Here is a 17695-nt window from a genome sequence, read left to right as displayed (position 1 = left end):
CACGCTAACCGGCCGACTCCCTGACAGGGATCAAGCATCATCAAGCATCTGCTGCAGCGCCTTGGGCAGGGCACTTCGGCGCTGACGAAGCAAAGGCTTGACCTTACGCTCCCAGACCTGCTCTGCCGTAGCCCCCTCCCAGCCCACGTGCGCCAGATACTCCTGCAAAAACAGGGGCTCATCGACACTCCCCCCCTGCTCTCGCCAGTCCAGCAACCAGGCTGAAAGGTGTAACAACGCAACCCGATCCTGCATCTCGGCTGGCAGTCGGCGCGGCTGAACAAAATCAGGGTAGTGCTGCAAGGCGATACTGCTCCAGACCGGCTCAGGCAGCTGCCAGGCCTTAAGCAGCTCAGCCCCCACCACACCGGGATGTATCTGACCAATCATCGCTTTGAAGGCCGGGTTTTGGCGCTGCAACAGTTCGATTACGATACGGCCCACGTCATGCAGCAGCGCGATGGTGGCCATTTCGGCGGGCCGCGCTCGACCACTGGCCTGCGCAAGGGCAAACACAAGATAGGAGAGCAAGAGCGCACGATGATAGCTGACACGAAAACGGTCCGTATCCGGCAGGCTTTTGCGCATGCTTTCGGCCATGATGATCTGATACACACCTTCAAAGCCCAGCAGACTCACCGCATGGCTCAGATCGGTAATTTTCTGGTCAAAATTATAGCGTGATGAATTGATCGCTTTCAGCAGGGTCGCCGTGAGGGAGGGATCCTGACGCACCAGCTCTGCAATCTGGGAGTGTGTTGTTTTTTCATCGAGCAGCCGATTAAGCAGCTCCACACTGGAAACCGGCAATCTCGGTATACGGGCAATGATTTGTTGTACCGGCTCTGAACCTGCAAAGGCTTCAGCCGCATCGGCGGCGGAAGTAAACAGCACCGAAGACAGCCGTTCATAACGCTGCTGCGCCCGACGATAATGATCCAGCAACTGCAGAAATCGCTCTGCGGCCGAGTGCTGTGCCATTTGCAACAGCACCAACTGAGTGGATTCCTGCAGCTGACTGAACGCAGCATCACTCAACAGCAACAACTGCCCATCACTCTGGGCCTGCACGCTGAAGCGAGGCAGGCCTGATCCTTCAGCACCTATAAGGTTCAGTGCCGTAGTCACTTCCAGACTGATCGCCTCTTCGGTTGCGGCAGGCGCCACGCGAACAGTACCCGACTGAAGCAAAATATAACTACTGGCCAGCTCCGACTGCACTGCCAGCAGGTCATCACCGGCAGCAAAACGAACAACACTCGCCCGATTGAGCAGCTCTACCACGGCAGTCTCGGAGAGTTGCGCCCGCCCCGTCAGCAGCGGCGGTTGTTTCCGCACCCCTGACGCCCGAGGCTTGTCTTCCGCACCCGTATCATTGCGTTTCCAGAAACCGATCATCCTTTTACTCCCGGCGTGTATTCCCTGATGTATTGAAAGAGGTGAATTTCCGACCCTCAAACCATAGTGCTAGAATGCGGCATATCTGATTCTGGACGCAAGGGCAAAACTGATGAGTGACGAGCGTACGCCGAATATTGATCCGGCCGAGATTGCCAAATTCGAGGAGCTGGCCAGCCGTTGGTGGGATCGCAACAGCGAGTTTAAGCCTCTGCACGACATCAACCCTCTGCGGGTGGACTTTATCGATCGAATCGGCTCCCTGGCTGGCAAGACCGTTCTGGATGTAGGTTGTGGCGGCGGCATACTGTCCGAGGCAATGGCACACCGTGGCGCCGAGGTCACCGGTATCGACATGGGCGAGGCCCCGCTCAAGGTTGCCAAACTGCATGGATTGGAGAGCGGTGCCCGCGTCAGCTACCGTCGCATCACGGTAGAGGACCTGGCCGATGAGATGCCCGGCGGCTTTGACCTGGTCACCTGCATGGAAATGCTGGAACACGTCCCTGACCCCGAGTCTGTGGTACGCGCCTGCGCCCGCCTGGTCAAACCCGGTGGGCAGGTGTTCTTCTCCACTCTGAACCGCAACCCCAAAAGCTACCTGTTTGCCATTCTGGGTGCCGAGCGCATGCTTAAACTGGTCCCTGATGGCACCCATGACTTCAACAAATTCATTCGCCCGGCCGAGCTGGGTGGCTGGGTACGAGGCGCCAGTCTTAATGTGGGGGAAATGAGCGGTCTGGTTTACAACCCATTGACCAAGGTGTACCGCCTTGACCCGAACGATGTTGGCGTCAACTACATGCTGGCCTGCAGTCGGAGCCTGGAATAATGGCAACCATTGATGCCGTGCTGTTTGACCTGGACGGCACCCTGCTCGACAGCGCTCGCGACTTCCACCGCATTATCAACCGCATGCTAAACGAAGCCGGGCGCGAGCCAATTGAATTCAGTGAGTTGCGTACCCAGGTTTCCAACGGCGCCCGTGCCATGGTGATGCATGCGTTCAAGCTGGAGCAGGACGCGGATGCTTTTCCTGCGCTGCACCAGCAACTGCTCGATTACTATGGCACTGATACCTGCCAAGACAGCAGGCTGTTTGACGAGATAGAGCCTCTGCTGAGCTGGCTGGAAGAAAGAGGGATTCGCTGGGGCATCGTCACCAACAAACCACAGCGTTTCACCCTCACCTTGCTTGACAGCCTCAACCTGACCGAACGCTGTGCCAGCCTTGTCTGCCCGGAAGATGTCAACGCCAGCAAACCCAACCCAGAAGGCCTCTGGCTGGCCTGCCAACAGCTGGAGGTCGACCCGGCCAGGTGCATCTACGTGGGTGATCACATACGGGACATCGAAGCAGGTCACGCCGCAGGCATGATCACCGTCGCAGCAGCCTGGGGCTACCTAAACGCCGGAGAACAGGCCGAAGACTGGAACAGTCACTATATTTCACATCAGCCATCAGAGCTGCAGCCGCTGCTAAACTCATTATTGTTACAGGCTGAAAACATACTCCCGGAAAAACCGGGAGTTTAAGGAGCTAAGGATGTTTCACTACGATGCACCGGCCGAGCTGCTCAAGGACCGGATCATTCTGGTTACCGGCGCCGGCGATGGGATTGGCCGTGCCGCTGCCTGGCACTACGCCAGACACGGCGCCACCGTGGTACTGCTTGGCCGCACCCTGGAAAAGCTTGAATCACTGTATGACGAAATCGAGAGCGCCGGTCTGCCCCAGCCCGCCATCGTACCCATGAATCTGGACACTGCGGTCGAGCATGATTATATCGAGCTGAGCAACCAGCTGTATGATGAGTTCGGCCACCTGGACGGGGTACTGCACAATGCCGGCATTCTCGGCATGCGCACCCCGATCGAAAACTATGATCCGGTTACCTGGGAAAAGGTCATGCGCGTTAATGTACACGCCCCCTTCCTGCTGACTCAGGCGCTTTTACCATTGCTGCACAAGTCCAGCGATGCATCCGTGATCTTTACATCGTCAGGCGTAGGGCGCACAGGCCGCGCCTACTGGGGGGCCTATGCGGTGTCAAAGTTTGCGACCGAAGGGATGATGCAGGTACTGGCAGACGAGCTGGATAACGACCCGGCCATTCGGATCAACGCCATCAATCCGGGCGCGACCCGCACCCAGATGCGCAGCTACGCCTACCCCGCCGAGCCACCCGAAACCAACCCCACCCCGGCTGAAATCATGCCGCTGTACCTTTACCTGATGGGGCCGGACAGCAAAGGGGTCAATGGCCGCTCCATGGACGCTCAGGGTCAGGAATCCGCCTGACCCCAGAACTCAGACCCGACGCCCGCGATTACCGGTGTTTCGCTTACCCACCGAGCGGGCCTTGGTTTTGCCACTGCGACGCTTCTCTTCCACCGCAGCAGGCTGCCCTTTGATGACTGCCTGACGCACTTTCTGGCGCTTGTACAGGCGCTGCTCCTTTTCTGCCTCATTTGGTGTCGGGCGATGGGTACGAGCGGTATCCAGCTCCAGCTCACGCGCCAGCAACTCAACCTCTTTGGGCGGCAGTTCACGCCAGGTGCCTACCTTGATATCGCTGGGCAGGAATACAGGACCAAAGCGCACCCGCTTGAGCCGGTTAACCTGCAGCCCCTGCGATTCCCACAAACGACGCACTTCACGGTTACGCCCTTCCATCACAACACAGTGATACCACTTATTGGCGCCTTCACCGTCGAAGTAACGCACATCAGTGAATTTGGCCATGCCGTCATCCAGCAAAACACCCTGCTTCAATCGCTCCAGCATGTCATCGTCCACATTCCCAAGCACCCTGACCGCATACTCGCGGTCGATCTGCATGGAGGGATGCATCATACGGTTGGCCAACTCGCCGTCAGTGGTAAAAATCAGCAGCCCCGTGGTATTGATATCGAGTCTGCCAATGGCAACCCAACGCCCCTGTTTGAGGGGAGGCAGATTATCGAAAACCGTCGTCCGCCCTTCAGGGTCATGCCGCGTACACACTTCACCCAGCGGCTTGTTGTAAATCAGAACACGACGCTCTGCCATCGAGGCAAAGGTCAGCGTGACCGGCTTGCCATCCAGAACGATTTTGTCAGCAGCGCTGACCCTGTCGCCCAGCTTGGCTGGCTGATCATTCAGGACAATACGACCTTCTTCTATCCAACGCTCCATCTCACGACGTGAGCCAAAACCGGAGCGCGCCAAAACCTTTTGCAATTTTTCATCTGACATTTTGACGTCTCTTTTCGGGGCACCTGACGACTGCCCTGTTGATATAAATCGGCGAAAAACCAAAAAAGCCTCTTCGGGTTTCCCCGAAGAGGCTATCGCCACATGCATGATGCCCGATCAATCAACGGTGGGCAACTGCTCCTTGGTCAGATTATTCGCGTCCATATATTCACGGAAGGCAACCGGTGTACGGCCACGACCAGACCAAGCGTGCTCATTACCTTCGCTATCCTTAATAACGTATTTGGCCTTGACCGCTTTTTTACGTGCAACCGGCTCAACATTCTGCTTCAGCTCTTCCAGCCCAATACCGGCTTCGCGCATCAAACGCTGGATTTCTTCTACCTGATGCTTTTTGGCCTGCTGCTCCTGCTCTTCACGCAGCTTAGCCTCTTCAAGCTCCAAACGAATATCGTTGAGGTCAGTAATAACCTTGTCGATTTCGGCCAGTGTCATCTCCTGGCAGTGCTTACGCAGAGAATTTTTGCGAGTCAGAATCTTGTTAAAATCAGTCATATTTTGCCGCCATAAATTAATTGAACAGGTGAATGTGCTTAATTATCGCTACAAAACTTTTTTTTTCAATACTGACAGCAAAAAATCCTATTTAAAATGTGAAGTATCAGCAGCCCCTTCACGCACGACAACCGGCACTTCATCGACCATATTAATCACACTGGTTGCTTCCATACCGCAATATCCACCATCAATGATCAGATCAACCTGATTTTGAAGCAGGTCTCGCATTTCGTATGGATCCGTCATTGGCAACTCCTCACCCGGCATAATCAGGGAGGTACTCATAATGGGCTCGCCAAGCTGGGATAAGAGCGCTGCAACGATCGGATTATTCGGTACACGAATACCGATCGTGCGACGCTTCGGATGCAGCAACCTGCGTGGCACTTCTGTAGTGGCAGGCAGGATAAATGTATACGCCCCAGGGGTATGCGCCTTCAAGAGACGAAAGGTCTGATTATCCACTTTGGCATAGGTACCTATAGAGGAAAGATCGTCGCATACCAGGGTAAAATTATGCTTATCATCCAACTGCCGAATACGCTTGATACGATCAACCGCCTTTTTATCTCCCAAATGGCAACCCAGCGCATAGGCACAATCAGTGGGGTAGATGACAACCCCGCCTGAACGAATAATCTCTACCGCCTGTTGAATCAGGCGTGCCTGGGGGTTTTCCGGGTGTATCTGAAAAAACTGGCTCATTTTCAAGCCTCCTGTCGAATCAGCACTGAACTGCTTCAGCGCCTGATAAAGTCATAAATAAGATGCCTGTCGCTTTCGACGGCAGGGAAACGGCCAAGTCGCGTCCAGGTCATGTCCGGATTGTGAAAATCACTGCCGGACGAAATTTTAAGGTCAAGTGTATCCGCTATTCTCAACAACAGACCTACCTGGTCTCGGCTAACATTGGGACAACCAATCTCAATACCATCAATTCCAGACTTGGCAAGCTCAGCAATCAGCAACCTCAGCCTTGAAAAGGTTAAACTGTACTTTGTTGGATGGGCCAGAATGGAAAAGCCGCCGCTTTTGCGGATAATATCAATCGACTCAACGATATCCGGCCATTCCGCCTTCACATCACCGGGCTTGCCCTGCCCAAGGTAACGATCAAACGCCTCATTTTCACTGCTTACAACGCCTGCCGCCAGCAATGCACGCGCAAAATGAGGCCTGCCGATTTGACCATCCCCTGCCTGTGCTCTGGCAAGTTCAATAATGTTATCCGGCACACCACGAGCAACCAGCTTGCGTGCGATTTTATCAGCTCTGGTAACACGCAACTCTGCCAGCCGGGCTTCATAGTCTTTCCAACCCGGGTAGTCAGGATCAATCCCCAAGCCCAGCAGATGCAGCACACGTCGATTCCACAGGCAGGTAAGTTCCACACCAGGTATCAACGTCAAGCCGGCATCGTTGGCCGCCTGCTGCGCCTCCGCAAGCCCTGCCAGCGTATCGTGGTCAGTCAATGCCATATACTCGACCGCTGCATCCACCGCCCTTGCAACCAGCTCTGACGGGGACAGTGCGCCATCAGATGCGGTACTATGCATGTGGAGGTCAAACCCTGGCAGGCGTGCCACTTTTGTGGACTCAGTCACGATAAGCTGTTTACCTCTGTTGAAATGAACCTTTCACCAACCATATTAGCGGCCCGATGAAACTATTACTCGACTTTCTTCCTGTCATTATATTCTTTGCGGTATATAAATTCAGTGGTGACATCATTTTGGCCACCGCTGTGCTAATTCCGGCCACGCTGGCCCAGATGGCATACACCTGGCTCAAGACTCATCGGATCGAGAAAATGCAACTGGTCACCCTTGGTCTGGTTGTGATTCTCGGCGGCGCCACTGTGTTGCTGGACAACAAGGCATTCATTCAATGGAAGCCTACTGTTGTTAACTGGCTTTTTGCAGCAGCCTTCCTGCTAAGTCAGTTTATCGGCAAGAAACCCATCGTACAGCGCCTGATGGAGAGTAGCATCGAACTGCCATCCAAAGTCTGGAGCAATCTTAATATTGGCTGGATAGGCTTCTTCATTATTATGGGAATAGCCAACCTGGCGGTGGTCTACACCCTGAGCGAGGAAGCCTGGGTCAATTTTAAGCTGTTCGGCATGCTCGGTTGTACCCTCGTTTTTGTCATTAGCCAGGGCATTTATATATCCAGGCACATGCCCGAACAGGAAGAGAACAGCGGAGAAAGCTGATGTATTACGCTATCATTGCAGAAGATATTGAAAATTCACTTGAAGCCCGCATGGCCGCACGGCCTGAGCACCTTGCACGGCTGGAACAACTCAAAGGTGAAGGGCGTCTGCTGGCTGCAGGCCCCCACCCCGCCATTGACAGTCAAGACCCAGGGCCTGCCGGATTCACTGGAAGCCTCGTCATTGCAGAATTTGCATCGCTTGAAGCCGCCCGCCAGTGGGCCGATGACGACCCTTACTGCAAGGCAGGCGTCTATCAAAAGGTGACTGTAAAACCATATAAAAAAGTTCTACCCTAAGCTAATATAGTTGTTAGCTGCATACCGGATTCAGGTTACGGCTGCTTAACGGACTCAAGTTGCCTGTATGGGTGCCGTTAAGGAAAAACCTGATTGAATGTTCTATACTTGTACACAATTAAAAAACATCCACCTGGCACACAAGGATATGATGATGAAGAAAATTGCAATTGCTGCTGGACTGGCGATGGCACTGGGTACCTCAGCTGCGGTACAGGCTCAGGTTCCGGGTTATGCCGTAAACTCTGATGATACCATCTGGCGCACCAGCTTCGGCGAATGCTGGCACACCGGTTTCTGGACTCAGGATCAGGCAGTAGAAGGCTGTGATGGCGCTGTTGCCAAAGCTGAGCCGGCTGCCCCTGAAGCCGCTCCGGTTGCCACCATGGCTGATGTTGAGAAGAAGTTCGCTCTGTACTTCGACTTCGACAGCACTCAGGTTGGTGATGTAAGCAACATCGTTAACTACATCGGTTCACTGGCCAGCCTCCAGAGCGTGAAACTGGTAGGTTACGCTGACTTCATCGGTTCAGCTGCCTATAACGAACAGCTGTCCAAGCGTCGTGCTGAAGCCGTTGCCGCCAAACTGGGTCAGGCCGGTGTTGACTCCAGCAAAATGACTATCGGGTACATGGGCGAGTCCGCTCCGGTTGCAAACTGCACCGGTCGTGGCGCAGAACTGATCGCATGCCTGCGTCCGGATCGTCGTGTAGACGTTGAAATCATGGGTCAGAAGCGCGCTCAGCAATAAGAACCCTTCTGCTCTAATAAAAAGCCGGCCTTTGTGCCGGCTTTTTTGTTGGATGCTATCTGCCAGCGTTTATCCAACACCAACAAAAACGGCAGCCGAAGCTGCCGTTTCTAAATTCAAGCCATTACCCGATCAACCGACCCAGACACGCGCATTGCGGAACATGCGCATCCAGGCACCATCCTCGGACCAGTCATCCGGCGCCCAGGAGTTCTGCACACCACGGAAGACACGCTCAGGGTGCGGCATCATGATGGTGACGCGGCCATCCGGCGTAGTCAGACCGGTGATACCCAGAGGCGAACCGTTCGGGTTAGCCGGGTACACAGTGGTGGCATCACCACGGTTATCCACAAAGCGCAGAGAGACTGTACCGGATTCATTCAGCATGCGCAGCTGCGCATCGTCTTCAAACTCGGCACGACCTTCACCGTGAGCAATCGCGATCGGCATGCGGGAGCCGGCCATGCCCTGCAGGAAGATGGACGGGCTGTCCTGTACTTCCACCATCGCTACACGGGCTTCGAACTGCTCCGACTGGTTACGCACGAAATGCGGCCAGAGATCGGCACCCGGAATCAGTTCATGCAGGTTGGACAGCATCTGACAGCCATTGCACACGCCCAGCGCAAAGGTATCTTCACGCTCGAAGAAGGCGGTGAACTGCTCACGTGCCACCGGGTTGAACAGAATGGACTTGGCCCAGCCCTCACCTGCACCCAGAACGTCACCGTAGGAGAAGCCGCCACAGGCGACCAGACCACGGAACTGATCCAGCGTAATGCGGCCGGACAGAATATCGCTCATGTGCACATCGATGGCATCGAAGCCGGCACGGTCAAAGGCTGCCGCCATCTCGACCTGACCGTTGACGCCCTGCTCACGCAGGATCGCAACCTTCGGACGCACCCCGGAGGCGATCAGATCGGCCGCCACGTCTTCGTTCTGGTCAAAGCTCAGGCTTACATTCAGGCCCGGATCTTCACGATCCAGCAGACGATCAAACTCCTGCTGTGCACATTCGGAGTTGTCACGCAGCGCCTGAATACGGAAGGAGGTTTCGCTCCACCAGCGTTGCAGCTGAATCAGATCGGCACTGTAGACCTCTTCGTCATCGAAGAAGCAGTTCAGCTGCAGATCCGGATTCAGCGTACCGATCACCTTGGCCACATCACCCAGGCCTGCCGCGTTCAGTTCGTTCAGCACGGTTTCCATATCGTCGCGACGGATCTGAATTACCGCACCCAGCTCTTCGTTGAACAGGGCGGCGGCCAGCTCGGAGGTGTCTTCGGCCAGCAGATCCAGGTTCAGATCCACACCGGTACGACCGGCAAAGCCCATCTCGGCAACAGTGGCCAGCAGACCGCCATCGGCGCGATCGTGGTAGGCCAGCAGCAGGCCCTGCTCGTTAAGCTCCTGAATGGCGGTGAAGAAGTTGGCCAGCAGCTCGGCGTCATCCACATCGGGCACACTGTTACCGACTTCGTTGTAGACCTGCGCCAGTGCCGACAGACCCATGCGGTTCTGACTATTGCCCAGATCCAGCAGGATCAGGTCGGTTTCACCCTTGTCGGTGCGCAGCTGCGGCGTCAGTGTCTTGCGCGCATCCAGCACCGGTGCAAAGCCGGAGATGATCAGCGACATCGGTGCAGTCACGCTCTTCTGCTCGCCGTTGTCATTCCAAACGGTACGCATGGACATGGAGTCCTTGCCCACCGGAATGGTGATGCCCAGCTCCGGACACAGCTCCATGCCTACCGCCTTGACGGTGTCGTACAGTTTTTCGTCTTCACCCGGGTGACCGGCGGCACACATCCAGTTGGCGGACAGTTTGACGTCGGACAGCTGACCGATACGAGCCGCGGCCAGGTTGGTGATGGTCTCACCGACCGCCATGCGGCCAGAGGCTGGCGAGTCGATCAGCGCCAGCGGGGTACGCTCGCCCATCGCCATGGCTTCACCGGCATAGGTGTCGTAGGACGCGGTGGTCACGGCACAATCTGCTACCGGCACCTGCCAGGGTCCGACCATCTGATCACGTGCAACGGTGCCGGTGATGGAGCGGTCACCGATGGTAATCAGGAAGCTTTTCGAAGCAACTGCCGGCAGCTTAAGCACACGCTCAACCGCATCGGCCAGCTCGATCTTACGGGTATCGAACTCGGGTACTTCGTAGGCCTTGCGCTCGATTGAGCGGTGCATCTTCGGCGGCTTGCCGAACAGTACGCTCATCGGCAGGTCGACCGGCTTATTGTCGAAGTGGGTATCACCCAGGGTCAGGTGATGCTCTTCTGTCGCTTCACCGACCACCGCAAACGGGCAGCGCTCTCGCTCGCAGATCGCCTCAAAGCGGGCCAGATCTTCAGGCTTAACGGCCAGAACATAACGCTCCTGAGCTTCGTTACACCAGATCTCCAGCGGCGACATGCCCGGTTCGTCATTGTTGACGTTGCGCAGTTCAAAGTTGCCGCCACGGCCACCATCCTTCACCAGCTCGGGGAAGGCATTGGACAGACCACCGGCACCCACGTCATGGATAAAGGCGATCGGGTTGTCGTCACCCAACTGCCAGCAGCGATCGATTACTTCCTGACAGCGACGCTCGATCTCCGGGTTGCCGCGTTGCACGGAGGCGAAATCCAGATCGGCAGAGGAACTGCCGGAGGACATGGAAGATGCCGCACCGCCACCGAGGCCGATCAGCATCGCCGGGCCACCCAGGCAGATCAGCTTGGCACCAACGGTGATTTCGCCCTTCTCCACATGGTCTTCACGGATGTTACCCAGACCACCGGCGATCATGATCGGCTTGTGGTAGCCGCGCACTTCATCACCGTTGGCACCCGGCACCTGCTGTTCGAAGGTACGGAAGTAACCGGTCAGGTTGGGACGACCGAATTCGTTGTTGAACGCGGCACCGCCGATGGGGCCTTCGATCATGATATCCAGCGCAGACGCGATGCGCTCCGGCTTGCCATAGCCGGATTCCCAGGGCTGCTCGAAGCCTGGGATGTTCAGATCGGATACCGTGAAACCGGTCAGGCCCGCCTTCGGCTTGGAGCCACGGCCGGTAGCACCTTCATCACGAATCTCACCGCCAGAGCCGGTCGCGGCACCGGAAAACGGCGCGATGGCGGTCGGGTGGTTGTGGGTTTCCACCTTCATCAGAATATGGATCGCTTCCGGGTTGTAGCCATACTGGCCGGTGGCCGGATGCGGGAAGAAACGACCCGCCTTGCTGCCCACGATTACGGACGCGTTATCCTTGTAGGCAGACAGGACGTTTTCGCCACCCAGGTTATAGGTGTTGCGGATCATGGCGAACAGGGAATGCTCCTGACGCACGCCATCAATATCCCAGCTGGCATTGAAGATTTTGTGACGGCAGTGCTCGGAGTTCGCCTGGGCGAACATCATCAGCTCTACATCGTTGGGGTTGCGCCCCAGACCGTTAAAGCTTTCAACCAGATAATCGATCTCATCGTCTGCCAGCGCCAGACCCAGCTCTACGTTCGCTTTGGCCAGGGCATCACGACCACCGCCGAGAATGTCGACCTGAGTCATGGTTCGTGGCTGTTCGTGGCGGAACAGGGACTGCGCCTGATCCAGGTCAGTCATCACCGCTTCGACCATGCGATCATGCAGCAGCTCGGCGATGTGACCGCGCTGCTCAGCAGTCAACGGCTGTTCGCTGCGCACATGGTAGGCGACGCCGCGCTCAAGGCGCTCGATTGCATTCAGACCACAATTACGGGCAATATCCGTGGCCTTGCTGGACCAGGGCGAGATAGTGCCGGGACGCGGAACAACCAGGAAGAGTTCTCCGACCGGTTCTTCCGCACTGGCCTTGGGACCATAACGCAGGATACGATCTAGAACCTGAGACTCCTGTTCCTCCAGATCACGCTGCAGATCTGCAAAATGAGTGTATTCTGCGTATAGACCTGTAACGGACGAAACCTGCGACCGGATCGAGGAAAGCAGTTTGGCATGACGAAAAGACGAAAGAGCGGGAGCTCCACGCAGTACGAGCATGTTGATATCGAGCCTCTTGATTCTACCTGCAGACCAGGCATGGGAGAGCGAAAGAATGAAAGCTGATTTTACCCGATCGGGCGACCGAGATACAGAATAGCCGAGCCTATGTTTAAAGAGCGGAAATCACCCCACCTGCGAGAACTGATCTATTCGGGCGCTCTGATCAGTCTCACGCTCGTGCTCGCCATAATCGGGCTGAAAACGCCTACCCAGCTCGATGCGATTCGCAACAACGGTGTTCTGAGGGTAGCCACCACCAATACTCCCATGACCTATTTTATTCGCCGCTCCGAGCCGGCAGGGTTTGAGTATGAACTTACCAAGGCATTTGCTGACCACCTGGGGGTGGAGCTTGAACTGGTCCTGCCATCCAGTTTCTCGGGGCTGTTTCAGGTCTTGCAGGAGCGTAACGCCCATTTGGCCGCTGCCAGCCTGACCGTCACCCGCGAGCGCCAGCAGCGCTTTGAGTTTTCGCCTCCCTACCGCCAAAGCGCACCCGTGCTGATCTACCGAGTACGACAGGGAAATCCGGCGCCCAAAACCCCGTTGGACCTTTACGGACGCAGCATCGGTGTCCTCAAAAGCTCAAGCTATGAAGAACTGCTGGATCAACTGCGACAAGAATTCCCCAAGCTGCGGTGGCTCAGCAACCCGGATGATACGGTTACCGACCTGCTCGACCGAGTCCATGAGGGCAGCCTCGACTACACCATTCTGGATTCAACCGTTTTTGATGCACAAAAATCATTCTATCCCGGCCTGAAAGCCGCATTTGAACTGCAACCACCCCAGCCCATCGCCTGGATGCTAAATCGCCATCATGACGGCACTCTCAAGGCAGCTTTGCAACAATGGTTTGCTCTGGAAGAAACAGCACAACTGATCAAAACCCTCGAGGAGCGCTACTTTTCACGCACAAATCCGCTTAACTTCTTCGATACGGTTTCATTCCGTCGGGACCTGGAAGAACGTTTTCTACCACTTTACCCCTGGTTCCGTGAAGCGGCAGACGCAAGCGGGATCAATTGGCTACTGCTGGCGGCCATCGCCTATCAGGAGTCACACTGGAGAGCCGATGCCGTCTCTCCCACAGGCGTTCGAGGCATTATGATGCTGACGCAGGCAGCGGCAGCTGAAGTGGGTGTTGATGACCGTACCGACCCGAAGCAAAGCATTCTCGGCGGTGCTCAATACCTGGTCAATGTGAAGCAGAAGATCCCTGAGCGGATCCCCGAGCCCGACCACACCTGGTTTGCACTGGCAGGCTACAACGTGGGGTTTGGTCATCTTGAAGATGCCCGCATCCTGACCCAGAAAGCCGGCAAGGACCCCGACAAGTGGCAACATGTCCGCGAATACCTGCCTCTATTGAGCAACCCACGCTACTACAACCAAACGCGCTACGGCTACGCCCGAGGGCATGAGCCGGTGCAGTACGTCAGCAACATCCGCAAGTATATGGAGCTGTTGCGCTGGGAAGTGGATACCGCCGGGGCACGCAACCTGAACCCGGACCTTGGCAGCGACAGCGATGCCGCTGACACGAATGAAAGCAGCTCGGAAGCGCGCCCTCTGCCCTTGAGCAACCTGCCCAGCTCACTCTGAATTTGTGCCATCTGGAATCTGGCCGTTTGTAACCTTGAGCCGTTTCTTTTGTGCTCTGCGCGAGCGGAAAAAATCACTGATCTGCTCACTGCATTCTTTTGCCAATACCCCACCCTGATACTCCGGGCGATGATTGACCCAGGTCTGATCAAACACGCAGCCATTGCTTACCACAGCCCCTGCTTTGGGCTCAGTAGCACCAAACACAACCCTTGCAATACGCGCATGTACGATGGCACCGGCACACATAGTGCAGGGTTCGATGGTGACATACAGCTCGGCTCCCACCAGGCGATAGTTTCCCACCTTGTCTGCAGCCTGCCTTAACGCCATGATTTCAGCATGAGCTGTCGGATCATGACTGCTGATTGGTCGATTCCAGCCTTCGCCGATCACCTGGCCGTCCAGAACAACAACGGCCCCAACCGGAACTTCACCGGCATCAGAAGCCCGCTTAGCCAGTTCCAGTGCATGCTCCATACAGCGGACATCATTGATCTCATTCATAGGCGCACTATACCAAAACCCTCACAGCGAGACACAAAATCTACGATAAGAAACGTGCAAATAAACGGCTCATTAACCGCAGAATAAAGGTTCGTACACTGCCACCATCAGCAGCAGATTGCATAAACATTTGCCGCTGAAGGCTGACCAGCCTTGACTCTGCGTTTATTGATTTTGTTAACCATCTAGTCAGTAACGACAGAGTAAATCGAACCGGCACTCCTTCAGCCCATCTGCTGAGACAGCAGGGCCTTTCAAATATTCCATGTCTCAATTGGGACCCGAACTCCAACGCAATAAAGCCTTTATGGAAACTATACAGTTCATAAAATCACTTTATTTGTAATAAAATCTCAAATATAGTTTCCAAAAAGAAACCACAATGAACTAGAAATATTGAATTAAAAAATGACAACTCAGGAAACCTCAGAACTGGAAGCGGCCCTCTCACTTCTGCAATGTGAACTGGTCGCTCGTCGCAACCGTTTTACCCCGGAAGCCATAACATGGGCACAGTATGATGTTCTGGAAATATTGCGTATTAACGGGGCTCTGCGCCCATCAATTATTAGCCAGCGGCTTGGTATCTCCCGAACTCAACTGTCAAAAGCCCTGCGCGTGCTCAAAGACCTGCAGCTGATAGAACAAAAGTCAGACGCTAGTGATCGTCGGGCTCAGGCGACACAACTCAGTAACCAGGGAAACGCCTTTCTGGAACGGGCAACCAGACAACGGCACGGTGCAGCACAGCGGGTCGCATCGGTGATGACAGCAGGCGAGCAGGCCATCTTCGCGGAACTCTGTCATAAAGCCGTCAGGGGATTACAGCGGGAGGGCATCGATCATGACTGATCTGCCCATGCGGATTATTCGGGCCAGAACCAACAATCTGAAAAATGTGACCCTTGATATCCCCAAATATCAGGTCATCGCTTTTACCGGAGTATCCGGCTCGGGTAAGTCATCACTGTTGTTCGATACCATCGCCGCAGAATCCCAACGGCAACTGGCTGAAACCTATTCAACCTTCATTCGTCACCGACTGCCGCATTTCGGTCAGCCTGATGCCGATCGTCTGGAAAATTTACCGGCATCAATTGTCATTGATCAACGCAAGCTGAGGGGCAATGCGCGTTCTACCGTGGGTACAGTGACCGAGATCTATGCGCTGCTACGCCTGCTCTTCTCTCGCATAGGAAAGCCAACTATCGGCGAATCCAGCTTATTTTCGTTCAATAACCCCCATGGCATGTGCCCACAGTGTCAGGGGTTGGGAACGGTTCGAACGATAGACGAAAATGCCTTGTTTGATCGCACGCGCTCACTCGAGGATGGCGCCATCCGCTTCCCCGGATTCGAGCCCTCTTCATGGCGCTGGAAACGCTATGCCTTATCAGGCTTCTTTGATACCACAAAACCACTTGAGTGTTATAGCGACGGTGAATGGCAACGCCTGACCGTTGAAGAAGGTACGCCCGTCACGGCACCCAGACCGGGCTGGCCGAAGACAACGACTTATGAAGGTGTGCTGCCTCGCCTGCGCCGTTCATTTTTGGAGCGCGAAGAGAGCGAGCTTTCGGATATCGAACGCGAGGCACTGTCGCGGGTGACGAAAAGCGGCTCCTGCCCCGCCTGCAACGGCGGCCGCCTTAATCCGGCAGCGCTTAGCTGTCGGATCGCAGGGCACAACATCGCCGACTGCTCCGCCATGGAAGCAAGCGACCTGCTGGTATTTTTACGTAGCATCGACGAACCGGAGATGCAGCCGGTCCTGTCATCGATGACAGAAAAACTGGAAAGCATGATCGACATAGGCCTCAATTATCTTAGTCTGGACCGGGGCACAGCAGGATTATCGGGGGGCGAATCGCAGAGAATCAAGATGATCCGCCACCTTGGCAGCAGTCTTAGCGATATCGCTTATATTTTCGATGAGCCCAGTATCGGCCTGCATGCACGCGACGTTAGGCACCTCGGGGAGCTGCTGATACGCTTGCGGGATAAAGGCAACAGCGTCCTGATGGTTGAGCATGACCCTGATCTGATCAGCATCGCAGATCAGGTGATCGATATGGGGCCACAGGCTGGCCAGTCAGGCGGAGAAGTGGTCTGCCAGGGCACGGTGGCAGAACTGCGAGAAGCAGAAACGGCAACAGGACAGAGCTTGCGCAAACAGCATAGAATCAATACGACGCCCCGTACCCCATCAGGCTGGATTAACATCAGCCACCAATCTCTGTTTAACGTACAGGATCTGTCGACCGACATCCCGCTTGGCGTCATGACGGTTGTCGCGGGCGTTGCGGGTTCTGGCAAATCGACCCTCACGAACCGGATCTTACCAGCACTTCGCCCCGATGTGGTTGTGATCGACCAGACGGAGCTGCGCGGCTCATCCCGCTCGACACCCGCCAGCTATCTGGGTGCACTGAGCGATATTCGCCGCGTCTTCGCCCGCCAGAGCGGCAAACCTGCTGGCCTGTTTAGCAACAACGGTGCCGGGGCATGTCCAATCTGTAAAGGTCGTGGTGTGGTCCGCACCGATCTGGCCTTTCTTGATACCGTAGAATCGGTCTGCGAGGTTTGCGACGGCTCGGGTTATAGCGCTGAGGCCCGTGCTATCCGGGTCAAAGGGCATGCCATCGATGAGATTATGCGCCTGCGTGCGCCCGATGTTCTGCAACTGTTTGATGACAAACCTGAGATCAGGGATAAGATGGCACGAATGCAGCAGGTCGGGCTGGGATACCTGCAGATAGGTCAAAGACTTTCAACCCTGTCAGGTGGCGAGCGGCAACGGTTGAAGCTGGCAAAAGAACTGGGGCTCAGTGGCCGGATATACGTATTTGATGAACCCACATCCGGTCTTCATATGCAGGATACAGAACACCTGATACAGCTGTTCGGCAGCCTCACCGAGCAGGGCATAACGCTTATCATCGTCGAGCATAATCTGGATATGATCGCAGCGGCTGACCATGTTATTGAAATGGGGCCCGGTGCAGGAAAATATGGCGGCGACATCATTTATCAGGGGGCACCCGCTGGTCTGCAGACAGAACCAACCTCCGTGACAGGCCCGTTTCTAGCGGGATATTTAAAAAACTAACCCTCACACGTCTTCT

The 17695-nt window shown here is 55.5% G+C and carries 16 protein-coding genes; 9 read left to right on the top strand and 7 right to left on the bottom strand.

What is annotated here, in order from left to right:
- Positions 1-30: 30 nt before the first annotated feature.
- Positions 31-1398 (bottom strand): HDOD domain-containing protein, encoded by a 1368-nt coding sequence (locus tag BLV48_RS07910; protein ID WP_091825589.1) that lies wholly within the window; start codon positions 1396-1398, stop codon positions 31-33.
- Between the two features lie 112 nt (positions 1399-1510).
- Here BLV48_RS07910 and ubiG point away from each other — a divergent pair, with 112 nt between their 5' ends.
- The 3 genes from ubiG to BLV48_RS07895 are packed head-to-tail and all read left to right on the top strand — an operon-like array spanning position 1511 to position 3700.
- A complete protein-coding gene (ubiG, locus tag BLV48_RS07905; RefSeq protein ID WP_091825587.1) occupies positions 1511-2230 on the top strand; it encodes a bifunctional 2-polyprenyl-6-hydroxyphenol methylase/3-demethylubiquinol 3-O-methyltransferase UbiG in 720 nt (239 codons plus the stop codon).
- The gene (locus tag BLV48_RS07900) at positions 2230-2934 is read left to right on the top strand and encodes an HAD family hydrolase (RefSeq protein ID WP_091825585.1); all 705 of its coding nucleotides are present in this window, start codon (positions 2230-2232) and stop codon (positions 2932-2934) included. The genes ubiG and BLV48_RS07900 overlap by 1 nt, the downstream gene beginning before the upstream one ends.
- 10 nt (positions 2935-2944) lie before the next feature.
- Positions 2945-3700, top strand: a complete 756-nt coding sequence (locus BLV48_RS07895) for a YciK family oxidoreductase (protein WP_091825582.1) — start codon at positions 2945-2947, stop codon at positions 3698-3700.
- Positions 3701-3709: 9 nt separating this feature from the next.
- Here BLV48_RS07895 and rluB read toward each other — a convergent pair whose 3' ends face one another.
- The 4 genes from rluB to BLV48_RS07875 form a co-directional block, all read right to left on the bottom strand.
- A complete protein-coding gene (gene rluB / locus BLV48_RS07890; RefSeq protein WP_091825579.1) occupies positions 3710-4636 on the bottom strand; it encodes a 23S rRNA pseudouridine(2605) synthase RluB in 927 nt (308 codons plus the stop codon).
- 117 nt (positions 4637-4753) lie between these two features.
- Positions 4754-5152 (bottom strand): H-NS histone family protein, encoded by a 399-nt coding sequence (locus BLV48_RS07885; protein ID WP_091825576.1) that lies wholly within the window; start codon positions 5150-5152, stop codon positions 4754-4756.
- Between the two features lie 87 nt (positions 5153-5239).
- Entirely contained in the window at positions 5240-5860 is a 621-nt protein-coding gene (locus BLV48_RS07880; protein ID WP_091825573.1) for an L-threonylcarbamoyladenylate synthase, read from the bottom strand.
- 35 nt (positions 5861-5895) lie between these two features.
- Complete coding sequence (locus BLV48_RS07875) at positions 5896-6759, bottom strand: PHP domain-containing protein (protein WP_242530132.1); 864 nt, start codon at positions 6757-6759, stop codon at positions 5896-5898.
- Positions 6760-6815: 56 nt separating this feature from the next.
- Between BLV48_RS07875 and BLV48_RS07870 the strand changes: the two genes are divergently transcribed.
- The 3 genes from BLV48_RS07870 to BLV48_RS07860 all read left to right on the top strand — a co-directional run bounded on the left by BLV48_RS07870 (position 6816) and on the right by BLV48_RS07860 (position 8420).
- On the top strand, positions 6816-7370 hold the full coding sequence (locus tag BLV48_RS07870; RefSeq protein ID WP_091825566.1) for a septation protein A: 555 nt from the start codon (positions 6816-6818) through the stop codon (positions 7368-7370).
- Positions 7370-7669: a YciI family protein gene (locus BLV48_RS07865; protein WP_091825563.1), complete on the top strand. Its 300-nt coding sequence runs from the start codon at positions 7370-7372 to the stop codon at positions 7667-7669. Before BLV48_RS07870 ends, BLV48_RS07865 begins: the two co-directional genes overlap by 1 nt.
- A gap of 154 nt (positions 7670-7823) precedes the next feature.
- Positions 7824-8420, top strand: a complete 597-nt coding sequence (locus BLV48_RS07860) for an OmpA family protein (RefSeq protein ID WP_091825562.1) — start codon at positions 7824-7826, stop codon at positions 8418-8420.
- 132 nt (positions 8421-8552) lie between these two features.
- Here the strand turns inward: BLV48_RS07860 and purL are convergent, their stop codons facing one another.
- On the bottom strand, positions 8553-12455 hold the full coding sequence (gene purL, locus BLV48_RS07855; protein ID WP_091825559.1) for a phosphoribosylformylglycinamidine synthase: 3903 nt from the start codon (positions 12453-12455) through the stop codon (positions 8553-8555).
- Positions 12456-12563: 108 nt separating this feature from the next.
- Here purL and mltF point away from each other — a divergent pair, with 108 nt between their 5' ends.
- Positions 12564-14063 (top strand): membrane-bound lytic murein transglycosylase MltF, encoded by a 1500-nt coding sequence (gene mltF, locus BLV48_RS07850; RefSeq protein WP_091825556.1) that lies wholly within the window; start codon positions 12564-12566, stop codon positions 14061-14063.
- Here mltF and tadA read toward each other — a convergent pair.
- Positions 14055-14570, bottom strand: a complete 516-nt coding sequence (gene tadA, locus BLV48_RS07845; protein ID WP_091825554.1) for a tRNA adenosine(34) deaminase TadA — start codon at positions 14568-14570, stop codon at positions 14055-14057. The two genes, mltF and tadA, sit on opposite strands and share 9 nt — an antisense overlap.
- A gap of 408 nt (positions 14571-14978) precedes the next feature.
- On the opposite strand from tadA, the gene BLV48_RS07840 reads away from it, so the two are divergent.
- Positions 14979-15422 carry a MarR family winged helix-turn-helix transcriptional regulator gene (locus BLV48_RS07840; protein ID WP_091825551.1) on the top strand — a complete coding sequence of 148 codons (444 nt, stop codon included), beginning with the start codon at positions 14979-14981 and terminating at the stop codon, positions 15420-15422.
- Positions 15415-17679: an ATP-binding cassette domain-containing protein gene (locus BLV48_RS07835; protein WP_091825550.1), complete on the top strand. Its 2265-nt coding sequence runs from the start codon at positions 15415-15417 to the stop codon at positions 17677-17679. Before BLV48_RS07840 ends, BLV48_RS07835 begins: the two co-directional genes overlap by 8 nt.
- Positions 17680-17695: the final 16 nt, after the last annotated feature.

Source organism: Marinobacterium iners DSM 11526, from assembly GCF_900107855.1.
Taxonomy (GTDB): domain Bacteria; phylum Pseudomonadota; class Gammaproteobacteria; order Pseudomonadales; family Balneatricaceae; genus Marinobacterium; species Marinobacterium iners.
Note: the sequence above shows the minus strand (reverse complement) of the source record. Positions and strands in the feature narration are given on the sequence as shown.

What these genes read in the sequence shown, in the direction of transcription:
- ubiG (WP_091825587.1), top strand. Translation starts at nt 1,511, where the DNA reads ATGAGTGACGAGCGTACGCCGAATATTGATCCGGCCGAGATTGCCAAA.
- BLV48_RS07835 (WP_091825550.1), top strand. Translation starts at nt 15,415, where the DNA reads ATGACTGATCTGCCCATGCGGATTATTCGGGCCAGAACCAACAATCTG.
- BLV48_RS07880 (WP_091825573.1), bottom strand. Translation starts at nt 5,860, where the DNA reads ATGAGCCAGTTTTTTCAGATACACCCGGAAAACCCCCAGGCACGCCTG.
- purL (WP_091825559.1), bottom strand. Translation starts at nt 12,455, where the DNA reads ATGCTCGTACTGCGTGGAGCTCCCGCTCTTTCGTCTTTTCGTCATGCC.
- rluB (WP_091825579.1), bottom strand. Translation starts at nt 4,636, where the DNA reads ATGTCAGATGAAAAATTGCAAAAGGTTTTGGCGCGCTCCGGTTTTGGC.
- BLV48_RS07910 (WP_091825589.1), bottom strand. Translation starts at nt 1,398, where the DNA reads ATGATCGGTTTCTGGAAACGCAATGATACGGGTGCGGAAGACAAGCCT.
- BLV48_RS07870 (WP_091825566.1), top strand. Translation starts at nt 6,816, where the DNA reads ATGAAACTATTACTCGACTTTCTTCCTGTCATTATATTCTTTGCGGTA.
- BLV48_RS07900 (WP_091825585.1), top strand. Translation starts at nt 2,230, where the DNA reads ATGGCAACCATTGATGCCGTGCTGTTTGACCTGGACGGCACCCTGCTC.
- tadA (WP_091825554.1), bottom strand. Translation starts at nt 14,570, where the DNA reads ATGAATGAGATCAATGATGTCCGCTGTATGGAGCATGCACTGGAACTG.
- BLV48_RS07840 (WP_091825551.1), top strand. Translation starts at nt 14,979, where the DNA reads ATGACAACTCAGGAAACCTCAGAACTGGAAGCGGCCCTCTCACTTCTG.
- BLV48_RS07865 (WP_091825563.1), top strand. Translation starts at nt 7,370, where the DNA reads ATGTATTACGCTATCATTGCAGAAGATATTGAAAATTCACTTGAAGCC.
- BLV48_RS07895 (WP_091825582.1), top strand. Translation starts at nt 2,945, where the DNA reads ATGTTTCACTACGATGCACCGGCCGAGCTGCTCAAGGACCGGATCATT.
- mltF (WP_091825556.1), top strand. Translation starts at nt 12,564, where the DNA reads ATGTTTAAAGAGCGGAAATCACCCCACCTGCGAGAACTGATCTATTCG.
- BLV48_RS07860 (WP_091825562.1), top strand. Translation starts at nt 7,824, where the DNA reads ATGAAGAAAATTGCAATTGCTGCTGGACTGGCGATGGCACTGGGTACC.
- BLV48_RS07885 (WP_091825576.1), bottom strand. Translation starts at nt 5,152, where the DNA reads ATGACTGATTTTAACAAGATTCTGACTCGCAAAAATTCTCTGCGTAAG.